This window comes from Mycobacterium sp. (genome assembly GCF_049608025.1).
In the GTDB taxonomy this organism is placed as follows: Bacteria; Actinomycetota; Actinomycetes; order Mycobacteriales; family Mycobacteriaceae; genus Mycobacterium.
The window spans coordinates 47,026-62,813 of record NZ_JBMYXC010000016.1 but is presented as its reverse complement, the minus strand read 5'-3'; the positions used below and the strand labels follow the sequence as shown (position 1 = coordinate 62,813).

Genomic DNA, 15,788 nt, shown 5'->3' with positions numbered 1-15,788 from the left:
GAGAGCCCGCGATGAGCGCCCCCGCCAGCCTCGCCCCAGCGTCCCCGATCCGGGTCGTTGCCGGGATGACCGCCGGACAGGCGGTGCGCGAAGCGGGACTGCCGACCAGAGGGGCTACCGACGCCGTGGTCGTTGTCCGCGATGTCGACGGACGGCTCCGTGACCTGTCGTGGGTGCCCGAGGCAGACGCCGAGGTCACACCAGTCGCCGCCGACACCGACGACGGCCGCGGCGTCATCCGGCATTCGGCCGCCCACGTGCTCGCCCAGGCGGTGCAGGCACGATTTCCCGACGCGAAACTCGGCATCGGCCCGCCCATCACCGACGGCTTCTACTACGACTTCGAGGTCGCCGAACCGTTCACCCCGGAAGACCTCGAAGCCCTCGAGAAGCGGATGCGCCAGATCGTCAAGGAAGGGCAGCTGTTCTCCCGCCGCGTGTTCGAGTCCAAGGACCAGGCCCGCGAAGAACTAGCCAACGAGCCCTACAAGCTCGAACTCATTGACGACAAGTCCGGTGATCCTGACGTCATGGAGGTCGGCCCGCCCGGCTCCAACGACGAGCTGACCGCCTATGACAACCTCAATCCCCGCACCCGCGAAAGGGAGTGGGGTGACCTTTGTCGCGGCCCGCACATCCCCACCACCCGATACATCCCGGCGTTCAAGTTGACGCGGAGTTCGGCGGCATACTGGCGCGGGAATCAGAACAACGCGAGCCTGCAACGCATCTATGGCACCGCCTGGGAGTCGCAGGAGGCGCTCGACCGCCACTTGGAGCTCATCGAGGAAGCGCAGCGGCGCGACCATCGCAAGCTGGGCGTTGAGCTGGACCTGTTCAGCTTCCCCGACGAGTTGGGTTCGGGCCTGCCGGTTTTTCACCCCAACGGTGGAATCGTTCGCAACGAACTCGAGGACTACTCGCGGCGCAAGCACATCGAAGCCGGCTATCAGTTCGTCAATACTCCGCACCTGACCAAGGAGCACCTCTACCGCACTTCTGGTCACCTGGAGTGGTACGCCGAGGGCATGTTCCCGCCCATGCACATCGATGCCGAATTCAACGAAGACGGCACCGTGCGCAAGCCTGGACAGGACTACTACCTCAAGCCGATGAACTGTCCGATGCACCACTTGATCTACCGGTCTCGCGGCCGGTCCTACCGGGAACTTCCGTTGCGGCTCTTCGAGTTCGGCACCGTGTACCGCTACGAGAAGTCCGGTGTGGTTCATGGTCTGACCCGTGCTCGGGGCTTCACGCAGGACGACGCGCACATTTACACCACCCGCGAACAGATGCACGAGGAACTGGCGTCGTTGCTGCAGTTCGTGCTCGATCTGCTCGCCGACTACGGCCTAAACGACTTCTTCATCGAGTTTTCGACCAAGGATCCGGAGAAGTCCGTCGGTTCCGACGAGATGTGGGATCAGGCCACCACGACGCTGCGGGAAGTTGCCGAATCCTCGGGGCTCGACCTGGTGCCCGACCCGGGCGGCGCCGCGTTCTACGGCCCCAAGATCTCGGTGCAGGCGCGAGATGCGCTGGGGCGAAGCTGGCAGATGTCGACGATCCAGCTCGACTTCACCATGCCCGACCGATTCGATCTCGAGTACACCGCCCCCGATGGATCACGTCGACGGCCCGTTTTGATCCACCGCGCGCTCTTCGGGTCGATCGAGCGGTTCTTCGGCGTGCTCACCGAGCACTACGCGGGTGCCTTTCCCGCCTGGTTGGCGCCGGTACAGGTGGTCGGTATCCCGGTCTCGGACGCTCACAGCGCCTACCTCAACGGAATCATGACCCAACTGCGGGTGCGCGGCATCCGCGCCGAAGCAGACTCCAGCGACGACCGGATGGCCAAGAAGATCGTCAACCACACCAACCAGAAGGTGCCGTTCATGCTGCTCGCGGGTGACCGCGATGTCGATGCCGACGCGGTCAGCTTCCGTTTTCGTGACCGCACACAGATCAACGGGGTTCCACGCGACAAAGCGATCGAGGCCATCGTGGATTGGGTGGCGCGGCGGGAGAACGCCACGCCTACTTCGGAACTGGTCGCTGTCAACGCAACTGCAGACGAGGGCTGACGTGGATGCGGAGGAGGGCATCGTAGACCGCGGCGTCGGCGATCCAGATCACCTGCAGCGGCTTTGGACGCCGCATCGGATGTCCTACATCGCCGAGGCCCCGATGAAGACCGGCCGCGCGACGACTGCCGAGCCGTTCAGCGACATCCCGACGATGTCCGACGAAGACGGCCTGGTGGTGGCCCGCGGCGAACTGGTCTACGCGGTTTTAAACCTCTACCCGTACAACCCCGGCCACCTTATGGTGGTGCCCTACCGCAGGGTGTCTGAGCTCGAGGATCTGACGGTCGAGGAGGGGGTTGAGCTGATGGCGTTCGCGCAGAGGGCGATTCGCGTCATCAAAGCAGTCTCGAGCCCCCACGGGTTCAATGTCGGCCTGAATCTGGGGCAGTCAGCAGGCGGCAGTCTGGCCGAGCACCTGCACATGCATGTAGTGCCGCGGTGGGGCGGCGACGCCAACTTCATCACGATCATCGGGGACTCCAAGGTTATTCCGCAATTGCTGAGGGATACCCGTCAGTTACTGGCGACTGAGTGGAACAAACAACGGTGAGCGACTTCTACCTGATGACCCGGGCGGCCTACGCGAAGCTGTCGCGGCCGTTGGCCAAGGGTGCGTTGCGCCTCGGTCTCACGCCCGACGCGGTGACCATCCTCGGCACCGCGGGTGCGGTGCTCGGCGCGCTGACGCTGTTCCCGACCGGTCAGTTATTCGCGGGTGCGTTCGCCGTCGCGTTCTTTGTCCTGGCCGACATGCTCGACGGGGCGATGGCACGAGAACGGGGCGGGGGCACCCGGTTCGGGGCGGTCCTGGACGCAACGTGTGACCGGATTAGCGACGGTGCCGTGTTCTGCGGCCTGCTCTGGTGGGCTGCCTTCGGGCGCGATAGCGCAGAGCTGGTGGTCGCGACGATGATCTGCCTGGTGTCATCGCAGGTGATCTCGTATATCAAGGCCCGGGCGGAAGCCAGCGGACTGACCGGTGAGGGTGGCCTGATCGAGCGGCCCGAACGTCTGGTGATCATTCTGCTCGCTGCCTGCCTGTCCGACCTGCCTTTCGTTCCGCTGCCGTGGCTGCTCGACGTCGCGATGTGGGGGCTGGCCGTGGCGAGCGTGGTGACGGTCGGACAGCGACTGCACAGCGTCCGGGCCTCGCCTGGAGCGATGGAGCCGCTCCCGGTGACCGACGGCAGCGAGAAACCCGAGGACACCGAGCAATGACGCGGCGCCCGGCCAGGTCGAATGGTGACCGCAGCGGCTTCTTCCAGTACCCGGGCTCGTGGGGCGCCCACCTCACTGACTGGGGTTACGCGGCGGGCTGGCGACTGGTGCGCGCTGCTCCGGAAATCGTGGCACGCAACGCGTTCGGCGCCGGCGCGAAATTCGCCGGGCGCAACGGCGGACCCGAGCAGCTGCGAAAGAATCTGGCCCGGGTGATCGACGCAGCACCCGAGCGGGTGCCGGATGAGCTGGTTCGCGCGTCGCTCGCCTCCTACGCCCGATACTGGCGGGAGGCGTTTCGGTTGCCGTCGATGAATCATGTGGAGCTGGGCAAGCGGCTGACTGTGCACGACATCGAAATGGTTTGGGCCGCACTGGAGAATGGTCGAGGGGCTGTGTTGGCGCTGCCGCACAGTGGCAACTGGGACATGGCCGGGGTGTGGCTGGTGCAGAACTACGGCACGTTCGCCACGGTCGCCGAGCGTCTCAAGCCCGAGTCGCTGTACCACCGATTCCTCGCCTACCGGGAGAGCCTCGGATTTGAGGTGGTGCCGCTCCAGGGTGGGGCGCGGTCGCCGTTCGACGTGCTGTGCGACCGGCTGCGCGGCAACGGCGTGGTGTGTCTGATGGCTGACCGAGACTTGACTCGTACCGGAGTGCAGGTCGACTTCTTCGGCGAGCCGACCCGGCTGCCGGCAGGTCCGGCCAAGCTGGCCGTTCAAACAGGGGCGGCACTGTTTCCGGCGCACTGCTGGTTCGAGGAGGACGGTTGGGGTATCCGGGTTTATCCGGAGCTGGACACCTCCTCGGGCGACGTCACGGCCGTCACCCAGGCATTGGCGGATCGTTTCGCCGGAAATATCGCGGCACACCCGGCTGATTGGCACATGCTGCAGCCGCAATGGCTGGCCGACCTGTCCGATGAGCGCAGAGCTCGTCTGGAGGGGACCTGATGGGTAGCCGCGTGCTGCAAGGGCGGTCCTGATGCGCATCGGCATGGTCTGCCCGTACTCGTTCGATGTGCCCGGTGGTGTGCAATCACACGTTCTGCAGCTTGCCGAGGTGATGCACCAGCGCGGGCACGAGGTCAGTGTGCTCGCGCCGGCCTCCGCCGAGGCGCACGTTTCCCTGCCCGACTACGTGGTCTCCGGCGGCAAGGCCGTACCAATTCCGTACAACGGCTCGGTGGCCAGGCTGCGTTTCGGTCCGGCCACCCATCGGAAGGTGAAGAAATGGCTGGTGGCGGGTGAGTTCGATGTGCTGCATTTGCACGAGCCGAATGCTCCCAGCCTGTCCATGCTGGCGCTGAAGATCGCCGAAGGCCCCATCGTCGCAACTTTTCACACCTCGACGACGAAGTCGCTGACCTTGTCGGTGTTCGAGCCCATCCTTCGTCCGATGCACGAGAAGATTGTCGGCCGCATCGCGGTGTCGGACCTGGCCAGGCGCTGGCAGATGGAGGCGCTTGGCAGCGACGCCGTGGAGATCCCGAACGGCGTGGACGTCGGGTCGTTCGGATCGGCCCCGCGGCTTGACGGGTATCCGCGTCCCGGTAGGACGGTGTTGTTCCTCGGACGCTTCGATGAGCCGCGCAAGGGGATGGCCGTGCTGCTCGCTTCGTTGCCCAGGCTGGTCGAGCGGTTTCCCGATATCGAGATCCTCGTCGTGGGCCGCGGAGATAAAGACGAGTTACGCTCCCGCGCAGGCTCATTGGCCGGTCATCTGCAATTCCTGGGCCAGGTCGACGACGCCGAGAAGGCTTCGGCGATGCGCAGCGCGGACGTGTATTGCGCCCCCAACACCGGTGGCGAGAGCTTCGGCATCGTTCTGGTGGAGGCGATGGCCGCGGGCACCGCGGTGGTGGCCAGCGACCTCGACGCGTTTCGGCGGGTTCTGGTCGACGGCCAGGCCGGACGTTTGACACCTGTCGACGACTCGGCGGCACTGGCCGAGGGCTTGATTGAAGTGCTCAGCGACGATGTCGTCCGTACCCGCTATGTCGATTTTGCGACGCAGTCCGTCCAGCGCTATGACTGGTCGGTTGTCGCCGAGCAGATCATGCGGGTCTACGAGACGGTCGCGGGTGCCGGGGTGAAGGTGCAGGTGGCGGGCTCGGCGGGCAGGAGCGAAGCGACCGGGGGGATTGCACCGGCGGGCAGGAGCGAAGCGACCGGGGGGATTGCACCGGCGGGCAGGAGCGAAGCGACCGGGGGGGCGACGTGATTCCGTGGGTCACCGCGGTCGTCGTCGCCGCGCTGTTGACGACGATACTGCTGGTGGGCGCCTGGGCCTACCAGACTGCGAACCGGCTGGACCGGTTGCACGTGCGCTACGACCTGTCGTGGCAGGCGCTCGACGGGGCGCTGGCCCGGCGGGCGGTGGTGGCGCGCGCGGTGGCGGTCGATGCCTACGGCGAAGGTCCGGAAGGTAAACGGTTGGCCACGTTGGCCGACGCTGCTGAGCGGGCACCGCGGTCGGGCCGCGAGGCGGCGGAGAACGAGCTGTCCGGGTCGCTGGCGAGGGTGGATCCGGCGTCGTTGCCGGTGGCCTTGGTCGCTGAGTTGGCTGACGCAGAAGCACGGGTACTGCTTGCTCGACGATTCCACAATGACGCGGTTCGAGACACCCTGGCTCTGCGCGAACGGCCTGCGGTTCGCATCCTGCGGCTAGGCGGAACAGCATCGCTGCCAAGTTATTTCGAGATCTCCGAGGGCGGTGAGGTCTCGACGCGGGAGGAAGTCCCGGTCAACAGGCGCACGTCGGCGCGTGTCCTCCTGCTCGATCACGACGGCGCCGTGCTCTTGTTGTGCGGCACGGATCCGGCACACTCGGGCGGAGCCACTCCCGCCCCGCGGTGGTGGTTCACCATAGGCGGCGCAGCCCAGGTGGGGGAGTCGCTGGCGCAGACGGCGGTGCGCGAGCTCGAGGAGGAGACCGGCCTGCGCGTGCTGCCCGACGATATGGTCGGCCCGGTCTGGTGTCGTGACGCCGTCATCGACTTCAACGGCTCGGTGATCCGCAGCGAGGAGATCTACTTCATACATCGGGTCGGGCGGTTCGAACCTTCGGGGCTGGGCCGCACAGGCCTGGAGCGGGCCTACATCCATGATCATCGCTGGTGCGATGCGACCACGATCGAGGAGCTGGTCGCCGACGGCGAGACGGTGTACCCGCTGCAATTGGGTGAACTTCTCGACGAGGCGAACGTGCTGGCTGATGCTCCTGATAGGGCCCTGCCGCGGCCACTGGAATCGATCAGGTGATGGTTGTTTGGCACTACTCGACAGCGTCGGGTCGATGACGTTTGCCGCCGCATCTAGACTGATCAGTAGAGTTTGAAGGAGATTACGGTGGAATCCGAAACGTCTGGGCAAGGCCTGGGGGCGCCACCCGCACGCGGGACCGCGCGGGTCAAGCGCGGTATGGCCGAGATGCTCAAGGGTGGCGTCATCATGGACGTCGTCACCCCTGAGCAGGCGCGTCTGGCCGAAGCGGCGGGCGCGGTCGCGGTGATGGCACTCGAACGCGTTCCCGCCGACATCCGGGCGCAGGGCGGGGTGTCGCGCATGAGCGATCCCGACATGATCGAGGGCATCATCGATGCGGTGACGATCCCGGTGATGGCCAAGGCGCGGATCGGCCACTTTGTGGAGGCGCAGATCCTGCAGAGCCTCGGCGTCGACTATGTCGACGAGTCCGAAGTGCTGACGCCGGCCGACTACGCCCACCACATCGACAAATGGAAGTTCACCGTCCCGTTCGTGTGCGGGGCCACCAACCTGGGTGAGGCGTTGCGTCGGATTACCGAGGGAGCTGCGATGATTCGCTCCAAGGGCGAAGCCGGCACCGGAGACGTTTCCAACGCCACCACTCACATGCGCGACATCAGTGGTGAGATTCGCCGTCTCACATCGCTGTCGGAGGACGAATTATTCGTTGCTGCAAAGGAATTGCAGGCGCCCTATGAGCTGGTCGTCGAGGTTGCGCGAGCCGGAAAGTTGCCGGTGACACTGTTCACCGCGGGCGGAATCGCCACACCGGCCGACGCGGCGATGATGATGCAGCTCGGAGCGGAGGGCGTGTTCGTCGGCTCGGGCATCTTCAAGTCCGGTGACCCGGCCCAGCGGGCCGCAGCGATCGTCAAAGCGGCTACCTTCTACGACGACCCGGACGTGCTGGCGAAGGTGTCTCGCGGGCTCGGAGAGGCGATGGTCGGCATCAACGTGGAGGATGTCCCCGCCCCGCACCGCCTCGCCGAACGCGGCTGGTAGACGTATTCGATGAACGGTTCGAGCGAAGAGCGCCGATAATCGGATGGCGATCGAAGAGATCCTCAACTTGGAGCAGATCGACGCCAACATCTATCGCGGTGGCGTATTCAGCCCTGAATCCGGTTTCCTGCAGCGCACATTCGGAGGCCATGTGGCGGGTCAGTCGCTGGTTTCTGCGGTGCGCACCGTTGATCCGAAGTTCCAGGTGCATTCACTGCACGGGTACTTCCTGCGTGCGGGCGACGCCAGGTCGCCGTCGGTCTACACGGTGGAGCGGATCCGTGACGGCGGTTCGTTCTGTACGCGCAGGGTGGCCGCGATCCAGCACGGTGAGACGATCTTCTCGATGTCGGCCTCCTTCCAGCTCGACCAGCGCGGCATCGAGCATCAGGACCCGATGCCGGTTGCGCCGCCGCCCGATGACATTCCGGACTTCAAGGCGGCCAGCCGGGTGTTCGACGATGCCAGCTTCCGGCAGTTCGACGAGTGGGACGTGAGGATCATCCCGCGGGACCGACTTGGTATGCGTGAGGGCAAGGCGTCTCAGCAGCAGGTGTGGTTCCGGCACCGGGATCCGCTGCCCGACGACCACGTACTGCACATCTGTGCGCTGGCCTATATGAGCGATCTGACGCTATTGGGCTCGGCGCAGGTCAACCACACCGACGTGCGGAAGCACCTGACAGTGGCTTCGCTGGACCACGCGATGTGGTTCCTGCGGCGATTCCGGGCTGACGAGTGGCTGCTCTATGACCAGTCCTCGCCGTCTGCAGGTGGAGGGCGTGCGCTGACGCAGGGCAAGATCTTCAATCGAAGCGGCGACATGGTCGCGGCGGTGATGCAGGAGGGACTCACCCGTTTCGCTCGCGACTTCAGCCCCGGCCGCAGGTGAGCCCCCGTATCGGTGTTCTCGCGTTGCAGGGCGATACTCGCGAGCACCTCGCGGCCCTGGCCGTCGCGGGGGCCAAGGCGGTCACCGTGCGGCGGGCCAGCGAACTCGAGGCCGTGGACGCCCTGGTGATTCCGGGCGGCGAGTCGACCACGATGAGCCACCTACTGCGGGAATTCGAGCTCCTGGAGCCGTTGCGTGCGCGACTGGCCGACGGCATGCCTGCCTACGGGTCCTGCGCGGGGATGATCCTTCTGGCCACCGAAATCCTGGATGCCGGCGCTGCCGGACGAGCTGCCATTCCGCTGATGGCGATCGATATAACCGTGCGCCGCAACGCGTTTGGCCGCCAGGTTGATTCATTCGAGAATGATGTGGTGTTCGACGGACTCGACCGACCAGTGCACGCGGTGTTCATCCGGGCGCCATGGGTGGAGCGGGCGGGGCCCGGCGTTGAGGTCTTGGCGCGCGCCGCCGATCATGTGGTGGCCGTGCGCCAGGGGCGCAACCTTGCGACGGCGTTTCATCCGGAGATGACCGGCGACCGTCGCGTGCATGCGTTGTTCGTCGACATAGTCACCGGCCGCGCGTGATTTCGGCGTGTTTATCGACGCTCAGCGACGACGAGCACGCCGAAATCGCTCTCAGGCGGGGCGACGTAGACTCGTCGGGTTGCGACCGAATCAGAAGAGCGAGGTAGTCCGGTATGAGCGGCCATTCCAAGTGGGCCACCACCAAGCACCAGAAGGCCGTCAAAGACGCGCGCCGCGGCAAGGAGTTCGCCCGGCTGATCAAGAACATCGAGGTGGCAGCGCGAACCGGTGGCGGTGATCCGGCGGGCAACCCGACGCTGTACGACGCGATCCAGAAGGCCAAGAAGACCTCGGTGCCCAACGACAACATCGAGCGCGCCCGCAAGCGCGGCGCAGGTGAGGAAGCCGGCGGCGCCGACTGGCAGAACATCACCTACGAGGGCTACGGGCCCAACGGCGTCGCAGTGCTGATCGAGTGCCTCACCGACAACCGCAATAGAGCCGCCAGCGAGGTCCGCATCGCGATGACGCGCAACGGTGGCAACATGGCTGACCCAGGCTCGGTCTCCTACCTGTTTAGCCGCAAGGGCGTGGTGACGCTGGAGAAGAACGGCCTCACCGAGGACGACCTGCTGGTCGCGGTGCTCGATGCCGGCGCCGAGGACGTCAACGATCTCGGCGAGATGTTCGAGGTCATCTCTGAGCCCACCGATCTGGTGGCGGTACGCTCGGCGCTCCAGGACGCCAGTATCGATTACGACTCCGCGGATGCCAGCTTCCAACCGTCGGTGACGGTGCCCGTGGACCTCGACGGCGCCCGGAAAGTACTCAAGCTCATCGATGCGCTCGAGGACAGCGACGATGTGCAGGACGTCTACACCAACATCGACATCCCCGACGATGTCGCCGCTCAACTCGACGACTAGTTCGGTTGTTGACTGAATCGGCGATCGCGAGCTTCTCGGCAGAGATCGCCGACACCAACGAAGAACTTGGGCGCACCGCGACTTGAACGGGCCGCGTGTCCCTGCCCTCACTGGTCGGTGGCAGACGCTAGGCTCTCGAACAAATGTTCTGACGAAGGGGCTGACGTGCGGGTGATGGGAGTCGATCCCGGGCTGACGAGGTGCGGTCTGTCGGTCATCCAGAACGGTCAGGGCCGCCAGGTCATCGCCCTGGACGTCGACGTGGTGCGCACCCCTGCCGAGCAACCCCTTGCGCTCCGACTGCTGGCCATCAGCGACGCCGTGGAACACTGGATGGACACCCATCAGCCCGACGTGATCGCTATCGAGCGTGTGTTCTCACACCAGAACGCATCCACCGCGATGGGCACCGCCCAGGCCGCCGGCGTTATCGCGCTGTCGGCGGCCCGGCGCGCGATCGACGTACACTTCCACACCCCGAGCGAGGTCAAGGCCGCTGTCACCGGTAACGGACGTGCCGACAAATCCCAGGTCACCGAAATGGTCACCAGAATCCTTACGCTGCAACAGAAGCCGACGCCCGCGGACGCCGCTGACGCCCTCGCATTGGCGATCTGCCATTGCTGGCGGGCCCCGATGATCGCCAGGATGGCCGCGGCGGAGGCCATGGCGGCCGAGCAGCGACGCAAGTATCAGGCGACCCTCAAGGCGGCGAAGGCGGGGACCAACTCAGCGCGGGGCGGGATGTCTCGGAGCGCAACATGATTGCCGCCGTCCGGGGCGAAGTCCTCGACATCGCGCTGGACCACGCGGTCATCGATGCGGCCGGTGTCGGCTACAAGGTGATGGCGACCCCCGCGACATTGGCCGCCTTGCGTCGCGGCGAGGAAGCCCGGCTGATCACCGCGATGATCGTCCGTGAGGACGCAATGACGTTGTACGGCTTCGCCGATGCCGACGCGCGGAATCTGTTCCTCACGCTGATCGGGGTCTCCGGAATCGGGCCGAGTATCGCCCTCGGCGCGCTGGCGATGTACGACGGACCCACCCTGCGGCAGGCGATCGGTGATGGCGATTTGACCGCTCTGACCCGCATACCCAAGGTGGGTAAGAAGACCGCGGAACTTTTGTTGCTGACATTGCGAGACAAAGTTGGGGCGGTGGCATCGCCGGGGGTGGTGTTGGCCGGCGGACACAGTGTGCGCGGGCCGGTCATCGAAGCACTGGTTGGCCTCGGGTTCGCTGTCAAGCAGGCCGAAGAGGCCACCGAGAAGGTGCTCGCCGAGGACCCCGATGCCGGGCAATCGAGCGCACTGCGCGCTGCGCTGTCCATGCTCGGAAGGAAGTAATGGGCCGATTCGACGAGACCGAAGAGGTCGAGGGCGAGCAGCGTGCAGTCACCCCCGCGCTGACAGTGGGTGAGGGCGACATCGACGCGAGCCTGCGGCCACGATCGCTGGGCGAGTTCATCGGCCAGCCCCGCGTGCGTGAGCAGTTGCAACTGGTGCTCGAGGGAGCCAAGAACCGTGGCGGTACCCCCGATCACATCCTGCTTTCCGGACCGCCTGGACTGGGCAAAACGTCGCTGGCGATGATCATCGCCGCCGAGTTGGGAACCTCGCTGCGCGTCACCTCCGGCCCCGCGCTCGAGCGCGCGGGAGATCTGGCGGCGATGCTGTCCAACCTCGTCGAGCACGATGTCCTGTTCATCGACGAGATTCATCGGATCGCGCGCCCGGCCGAGGAGATGCTCTATCTGGCCATGGAGGACTTCCGCGTCGACGTCGTCGTCGGTAAAGGTCCCGGTGCTACTTCGATTCCGTTGGAGGTTGCGCCGTTCACACTGGTCGGTGCGACCACCCGGTCAGGGGCCCTGACCGGCCCGCTGCGCGACCGCTTCGGGTTCACCGCGCACATGGACTTCTATGAGCCCGCTGAACTGGAGCGGGTGCTGGCCCGTTCGGCGGGAATCCTCGGCATCGAGTTGGGCGCCGATGCCGGAGCCGAGATCGCCCGCCGCTCACGGGGCACACCACGTATCGCCAACCGCTTGTTGCGCAGGGTTCGCGACTACGCCGAGGTCCGCGCCGACGGCATCATCACCCGCGATATCGCGAAGTCCGCGTTGGCGGTCTACGACGTCGACGAACTCGGCCTGGACCGGCTTGACCGCGCGGTGCTCTCAGCGCTGACCCGCAGCTTCGCCGGAGGCCCGGTCGGGGTGTCCACCCTTGCCGTCGCGGTGGGGGAGGAAGCCACCACCGTCGAGGAAGTGTGCGAGCCCTTCTTGGTGCGCGCCGGGATGATCGCGCGAACCCCGCGCGGGCGCGTCGCCACCGCGACCGCCTGGACGCACCTGGGCATGACGCCGCCCACCGGGGTCGGCGGCATGGGCCAGTCCGGGTTGTTCGAATAACGGGAACCAGTCAACGAGTAAGGGGTCAGTATGGTCACCGCCGGGTTGATCGTGGCTGCACTAGCCGCGGTGCTACACGTCTACATCTTCGTCATGGAGTCAATTACCTGGACTTCGGCGCGGACCCGCGCCGTCTTCGGCACCACCAAAGATGAGGCCGAGACCACCCGGCTGATGGCCTTCAACCAGGGCTTCTACAACCTGTTCCTGGCGGTCGTGACCGCGATTGGCGTGGCGGTCGTGTTCAGCGGCGCGACGGCGGTCGGTGCCGCGCTGGTATTCGCCGGGGCGGGGTCGATGCTGGCGGCGGCCGTGGTGTTGCTTGCGTCCGCGCCGGATAAGGCACGTTCGGCGGTCATTCAGGGTTTTCTCCCGCTCGTCGGGATTGTTCTGCTGGTCGTGGGATTGGCGCTGTAGCGTCGCCGAATTTGCCGCAGGAGATGGGGTGACTACCCCGTATAGGCCATGACGTGCTTGATGCGGGTGTAGTCCTCGAATCCGTACATCGACAAGTCCTTGCCGTGCCCGGAGGACTTGTAGCCGCCGTGGGGCATCTCAGCGACGAGCGGAATGTGAGTGTTGATCCACACGCACCCGAAGTCGAGGGCGTTGGAGACGCGCAGCGCGCGTGACACGTCCCGGGTCCAGACCGACGAGGCCAGCGCGAACTCCACGCCGTTGGCCTTCTCCAGCGCGTCGGCCTCATCTTCGAACGATTGCACGGTGATCACCGGGCCGAAGATCTCCTGCTGGATCAGCCGATCGGCCTGCCGCAGGCCGCCGATCACCGTAGGCGTCACGTAGAAGCCTGAATCGCCCTGCCTATTGCCGCCGGCGGCGATCGTGGCATGCAACGGGACGTCGGAGAAGAAGGACAGCACCTGCTTCATCTGGTTGACATTGTTGACCGGCGGCACCCAGGCGTCCTCATCGTCGGCGGCCCGGCCGAACGTCGTCGTCGCGCCTTCGGCCTGCTGGGCCAGCGCGGCGGTCAGTTCCGCGGCGATCGAGGCATGCGCGAGCACCCGGGTGGCGGCCGTACAGTCCTGGCCGGCGTTGAAGTATCCCGCGGTAGCGATGCCTTCGGCGGCAGCGCCGAGGTCGGCGTCATCGAACACGATCACCGGCGCCTTGCCGCCTAACTCCAGGTGGGTGCGTTTGAGGTTGCCGCCGGCGCTGACCGCCACGGCTTTGCCCGCCGCCACCGATCCGGTAATCGACACCATCTGCGGGGTGGGGTGGGCGACCAGGTTGGCGCCGGTGACACGGTCGCCGGTGACGACGTTGAGCACCCCCGGCGGGAAGTGCTTGGCCGCCAACTCGGCGAGCATCACCGTCGTCACCGGCGTGGTGTCGCTGGGCTTGATCACCACGGTGTTGCCCGCTGCGACGGCGGGGCAGAACTTCCAGACGGCCATCATCATCGGGTAATTCCACGGTGCGACCTGTCCGATCACCCCGACCGGCTCACGACGGATCCACGACGTATGGTCGGCCAGGTACTCACCAGCCGACCTACCCTCGAGAATCCTTGCCGCGCCGGCGAAGAAGCGGATCTGATCGACCATCGGGGGGAGTTCCTCGACCCTGCTCATGTGGAGCGGCTTGCCGGTATTGCGGCCCTCCGCGGCCACGAGATCCTCGGCAGCGTTCTCGACGTCGTCGGCAAAGTCGAGCAGCGCCTTCTGGCGTTCTGACGGAGTTGTGCGCTTCCAGTCCTTGAACGCCGTTGCCGCGGCCCGGTAGGCGTTGTCGATGTCCTCTTCGTTGGAGACCGGCGCGGTGCCGTACCGTTCGCCGGTGCTCGGGTCGACCAGCGGCATGGTCGCCCCGCTCACCGAGTCGACGAGCTCGCCGCCGATGAAGTTCTGAACGGTGGTCATGTCACCCAGCTTCCTGGTCGGTCGGTCTTGGATCAGAGGTCGGCGAGAATGAGTGCCAGCACATCCAGGCCTTCGAGCAGAAGGTCATCGCTGATGGTCAGTGGTGGCAGGAAACGCAGAACATTGCCGAACGTTCCGCACGACAAGACGATCACGCCCGCCTGGTGCGCGGCGGCACACAGCTTCCTGGTCAGCTCCGCGTCGGGTTCGTTGGTGCCGGACTTCACCAACTCGACGGCGATCATGGCGCCGCGCCCGCGAACGTCGCCGACGCGGTCGTCGTCGGCCTGAATCCGGCCCAGCTTGTCCTTCATCAGCGATTCGATGTGAGCCGCCCGCTGCACCAGACCGTCGGCCTCGATCGTCTCGATGGCCGCCAGCGCGGCGGCACACGCTACCGGGTTGCCGCCGTAGGTCCCGCCCAGCCCGCCGACGTGCGGAGCATCCATGATCTCGGCCCGGCCGGTCACACCCGAGAGTGGCATCCCGTCGGCGATGCCTTTGGCGGTGACGATCAGGTCCGGCACGATCCCTTCGTGTTCGCAGGCGAACATGGCGCCGGTGCGGGCGAACCCGGTCTGCACCTCGTCGGCGATGAAGACGACGTTGTTGGCGCGGCACCAGTCCACCAGCGCGGGCAGGAAGCCTTCTGCGGGGACGATGAAACCGCCCTCGCCCTGGATCGGTTCGATGATCAGCGCAGCGAGATTGTCGGCGCCCACCTGTTTGTCGATCACCGTGATGGCCCGGCTGGCGGCTAATTCGCCGTCGGTGGCCAGCTCCTTGCCGAACTCCGCGTCGCGGTATGGATAGGACAACGGTGCGCGGTAGATCTCGGGGGCGAAGGGGCCGAAACCGTGCTTGTAGGGCATCGACTTGGCCGTCAGCGCCATCGTCAAGTTCGTGCGACCGTGGTAGGCGTGGTCGAAGGAGACGACCGCCTGCTTCTGCGTGAACGTCCTGGAGATCTTGACGGCGTTCTCGACGGCCTCCGAGCCCGAGTTGAACAGCGCCGACCGTTTCTCGCCGGTGCCGGGCGTGAGCCTGTTGAGCGCCTCGGCGACGGCGACGTATTTCTCGTATGGGGTGACCATGAAACAGGTGTGGGTGAACTTGCCTGCCTGCTCGGCTACCGCCTCGACGACTCGGGGTGAGGAGTTGCCGATTGTGGTGACCGCGATGCCTGACCCCAGGTCGATCAGCCGGTTGCCGTCGACGTCCTCGACGATGCCGCCGAACGCCCGCGCGGCATAGACGGGCATCGTGGTGCCGACACCACGGGCGACCGCCGCAGTCTTGCGCGTGAGCAGCTCTGATGACCGTGGGCCGGGAATCTCGGTGGCGAGGTGGCGGCTCTGCTCGAGGGTGCTCAACTGGAGATCTCCTAGATGGCCTCAGGGAATACGGAGAAAATGACTGCAGCGGTCCTGTTCGAGCGTAGTCGCTCGGTGCGCCGATCCATCGAAAACCGTGCCAGCTCATAGCGGGATCGGCTGCGAGACTGTGCATGGGCACCGAATTCCGTTGCCCAGGGACCACGAAGGCTGGCCGCGCAACGCTGG

General features: G+C 65.8%; 16 protein-coding genes. 14 read left to right on the top strand and 2 right to left on the bottom strand.

Features of this window, described 5'->3' with window-relative positions:
- Positions 1-11: 11 nt before the first annotated feature.
- The 14 genes from thrS (at position 12) to ACPGXI_RS08080 (ending at position 12,760) form a co-directional block, all read left to right on the top strand.
- Complete coding sequence (thrS, locus tag ACPGXI_RS08145; RefSeq protein ID WP_526651632.1) at positions 12-2,087, top strand: threonine--tRNA ligase; 2,076 nt, start codon at positions 12-14, stop codon at positions 2,085-2,087.
- Positions 2,071-2,640, top strand: a complete 570-nt coding sequence (locus tag ACPGXI_RS08140; protein WP_526651679.1) for an ATP adenylyltransferase — start codon at positions 2,071-2,073, stop codon at positions 2,638-2,640. The genes thrS and ACPGXI_RS08140 overlap by 17 nt, the downstream gene beginning before the upstream one ends.
- Entirely contained in the window at positions 2,637-3,308 is a 672-nt protein-coding gene (gene pgsA / locus ACPGXI_RS08135) for a phosphatidylinositol phosphate synthase (RefSeq protein WP_526651630.1), read from the top strand. Before ACPGXI_RS08140 ends, pgsA begins: the two co-directional genes overlap by 4 nt.
- Complete coding sequence (locus ACPGXI_RS08130; protein WP_526651628.1) at positions 3,305-4,261, top strand: phosphatidylinositol mannoside acyltransferase; 957 nt, start codon at positions 3,305-3,307, stop codon at positions 4,259-4,261. Before pgsA ends, ACPGXI_RS08130 begins: the two co-directional genes overlap by 4 nt.
- Positions 4,262-4,292: 31 nt before the next feature.
- Complete coding sequence (locus ACPGXI_RS08125) at positions 4,293-5,531, top strand: glycosyltransferase family 4 protein (protein ID WP_526651626.1); 1,239 nt, start codon at positions 4,293-4,295, stop codon at positions 5,529-5,531.
- Positions 5,528-6,571, top strand: coding sequence for an NUDIX hydrolase (locus ACPGXI_RS08120; RefSeq protein WP_526651624.1), 1,044 nt, complete (start codon positions 5,528-5,530; stop codon positions 6,569-6,571). Before ACPGXI_RS08125 ends, ACPGXI_RS08120 begins: the two co-directional genes overlap by 4 nt.
- A 114-nt stretch (positions 6,572-6,685) precedes the next feature.
- A complete protein-coding gene (pdxS, locus tag ACPGXI_RS08115) occupies positions 6,686-7,579 on the top strand; it encodes a pyridoxal 5'-phosphate synthase lyase subunit PdxS (RefSeq protein WP_526651677.1) in 894 nt (297 codons plus the stop codon).
- A gap of 43 nt (positions 7,580-7,622) precedes the next feature.
- Positions 7,623-8,471, top strand: coding sequence for an acyl-CoA thioesterase II (gene tesB, locus ACPGXI_RS08110; protein WP_526651623.1), 849 nt, complete (start codon positions 7,623-7,625; stop codon positions 8,469-8,471).
- Positions 8,468-9,061, top strand: coding sequence for a pyridoxal 5'-phosphate synthase glutaminase subunit PdxT (gene pdxT / locus ACPGXI_RS08105; RefSeq protein WP_526651621.1), 594 nt, complete (start codon positions 8,468-8,470; stop codon positions 9,059-9,061). Before tesB ends, pdxT begins: the two co-directional genes overlap by 4 nt.
- 113 nt (positions 9,062-9,174) lie before the next feature.
- Positions 9,175-9,927 (top strand): YebC/PmpR family DNA-binding transcriptional regulator, encoded by a 753-nt coding sequence (locus tag ACPGXI_RS08100; protein WP_526651619.1) that lies wholly within the window; start codon positions 9,175-9,177, stop codon positions 9,925-9,927.
- A 165-nt stretch (positions 9,928-10,092) separates the two neighbouring features.
- The gene (gene ruvC, locus ACPGXI_RS08095) at positions 10,093-10,692 is read left to right on the top strand and encodes a crossover junction endodeoxyribonuclease RuvC (RefSeq protein WP_526651617.1); all 600 of its coding nucleotides are present in this window, start codon (positions 10,093-10,095) and stop codon (positions 10,690-10,692) included.
- The gene (gene ruvA, locus ACPGXI_RS08090) at positions 10,689-11,276 is read left to right on the top strand and encodes a Holliday junction branch migration protein RuvA (protein ID WP_526651615.1); all 588 of its coding nucleotides are present in this window, start codon (positions 10,689-10,691) and stop codon (positions 11,274-11,276) included. The genes ruvC and ruvA overlap by 4 nt, the downstream gene beginning before the upstream one ends.
- Entirely contained in the window at positions 11,276-12,343 is a 1,068-nt protein-coding gene (gene ruvB, locus ACPGXI_RS08085; protein ID WP_526651613.1) for a Holliday junction branch migration DNA helicase RuvB, read from the top strand. The genes ruvA and ruvB overlap by 1 nt, the downstream gene beginning before the upstream one ends.
- 30 nt (positions 12,344-12,373) lie before the next feature.
- Positions 12,374-12,760, top strand: a complete 387-nt coding sequence (locus ACPGXI_RS08080) for a DUF1304 domain-containing protein (protein WP_526651611.1) — start codon at positions 12,374-12,376, stop codon at positions 12,758-12,760.
- Positions 12,761-12,792: 32 nt separating this feature from the next.
- On the opposite strand, the gene ACPGXI_RS08075 is transcribed toward ACPGXI_RS08080, so the two are convergent.
- The gene (locus ACPGXI_RS08075) at positions 12,793-14,226 is read right to left on the bottom strand and encodes a gamma-aminobutyraldehyde dehydrogenase (RefSeq protein ID WP_526651609.1); all 1,434 of its coding nucleotides are present in this window, start codon (positions 14,224-14,226) and stop codon (positions 12,793-12,795) included.
- A gap of 32 nt (positions 14,227-14,258) precedes the next feature.
- Positions 14,259-15,599: a 4-aminobutyrate--2-oxoglutarate transaminase gene (gene gabT / locus ACPGXI_RS08070; protein WP_526651607.1), complete on the bottom strand. Its 1,341-nt coding sequence runs from the start codon at positions 15,597-15,599 to the stop codon at positions 14,259-14,261.
- Positions 15,600-15,788: the final 189 nt, after the last annotated feature.

What these genes read in the sequence shown, in the direction of transcription:
- ACPGXI_RS08080 (WP_526651611.1), top strand. Translation starts at nt 12,374, where the DNA reads ATGGTCACCGCCGGGTTGATCGTGGCTGCACTAGCCGCGGTGCTACAC.
- ACPGXI_RS08075 (WP_526651609.1), bottom strand. Translation starts at nt 14,226, where the DNA reads ATGACCACCGTTCAGAACTTCATCGGCGGCGAGCTCGTCGACTCGGTG.
- thrS (WP_526651632.1), top strand. Translation starts at nt 12, where the DNA reads ATGAGCGCCCCCGCCAGCCTCGCCCCAGCGTCCCCGATCCGGGTCGTT.
- ruvA (WP_526651615.1), top strand. Translation starts at nt 10,689, where the DNA reads ATGATTGCCGCCGTCCGGGGCGAAGTCCTCGACATCGCGCTGGACCAC.
- ACPGXI_RS08125 (WP_526651626.1), top strand. Translation starts at nt 4,293, where the DNA reads ATGCGCATCGGCATGGTCTGCCCGTACTCGTTCGATGTGCCCGGTGGT.
- ACPGXI_RS08130 (WP_526651628.1), top strand. Translation starts at nt 3,305, where the DNA reads ATGACGCGGCGCCCGGCCAGGTCGAATGGTGACCGCAGCGGCTTCTTC.
- tesB (WP_526651623.1), top strand. Translation starts at nt 7,623, where the DNA reads ATGGCGATCGAAGAGATCCTCAACTTGGAGCAGATCGACGCCAACATC.
- ACPGXI_RS08100 (WP_526651619.1), top strand. Translation starts at nt 9,175, where the DNA reads ATGAGCGGCCATTCCAAGTGGGCCACCACCAAGCACCAGAAGGCCGTC.
- ruvB (WP_526651613.1), top strand. Translation starts at nt 11,276, where the DNA reads ATGGGCCGATTCGACGAGACCGAAGAGGTCGAGGGCGAGCAGCGTGCA.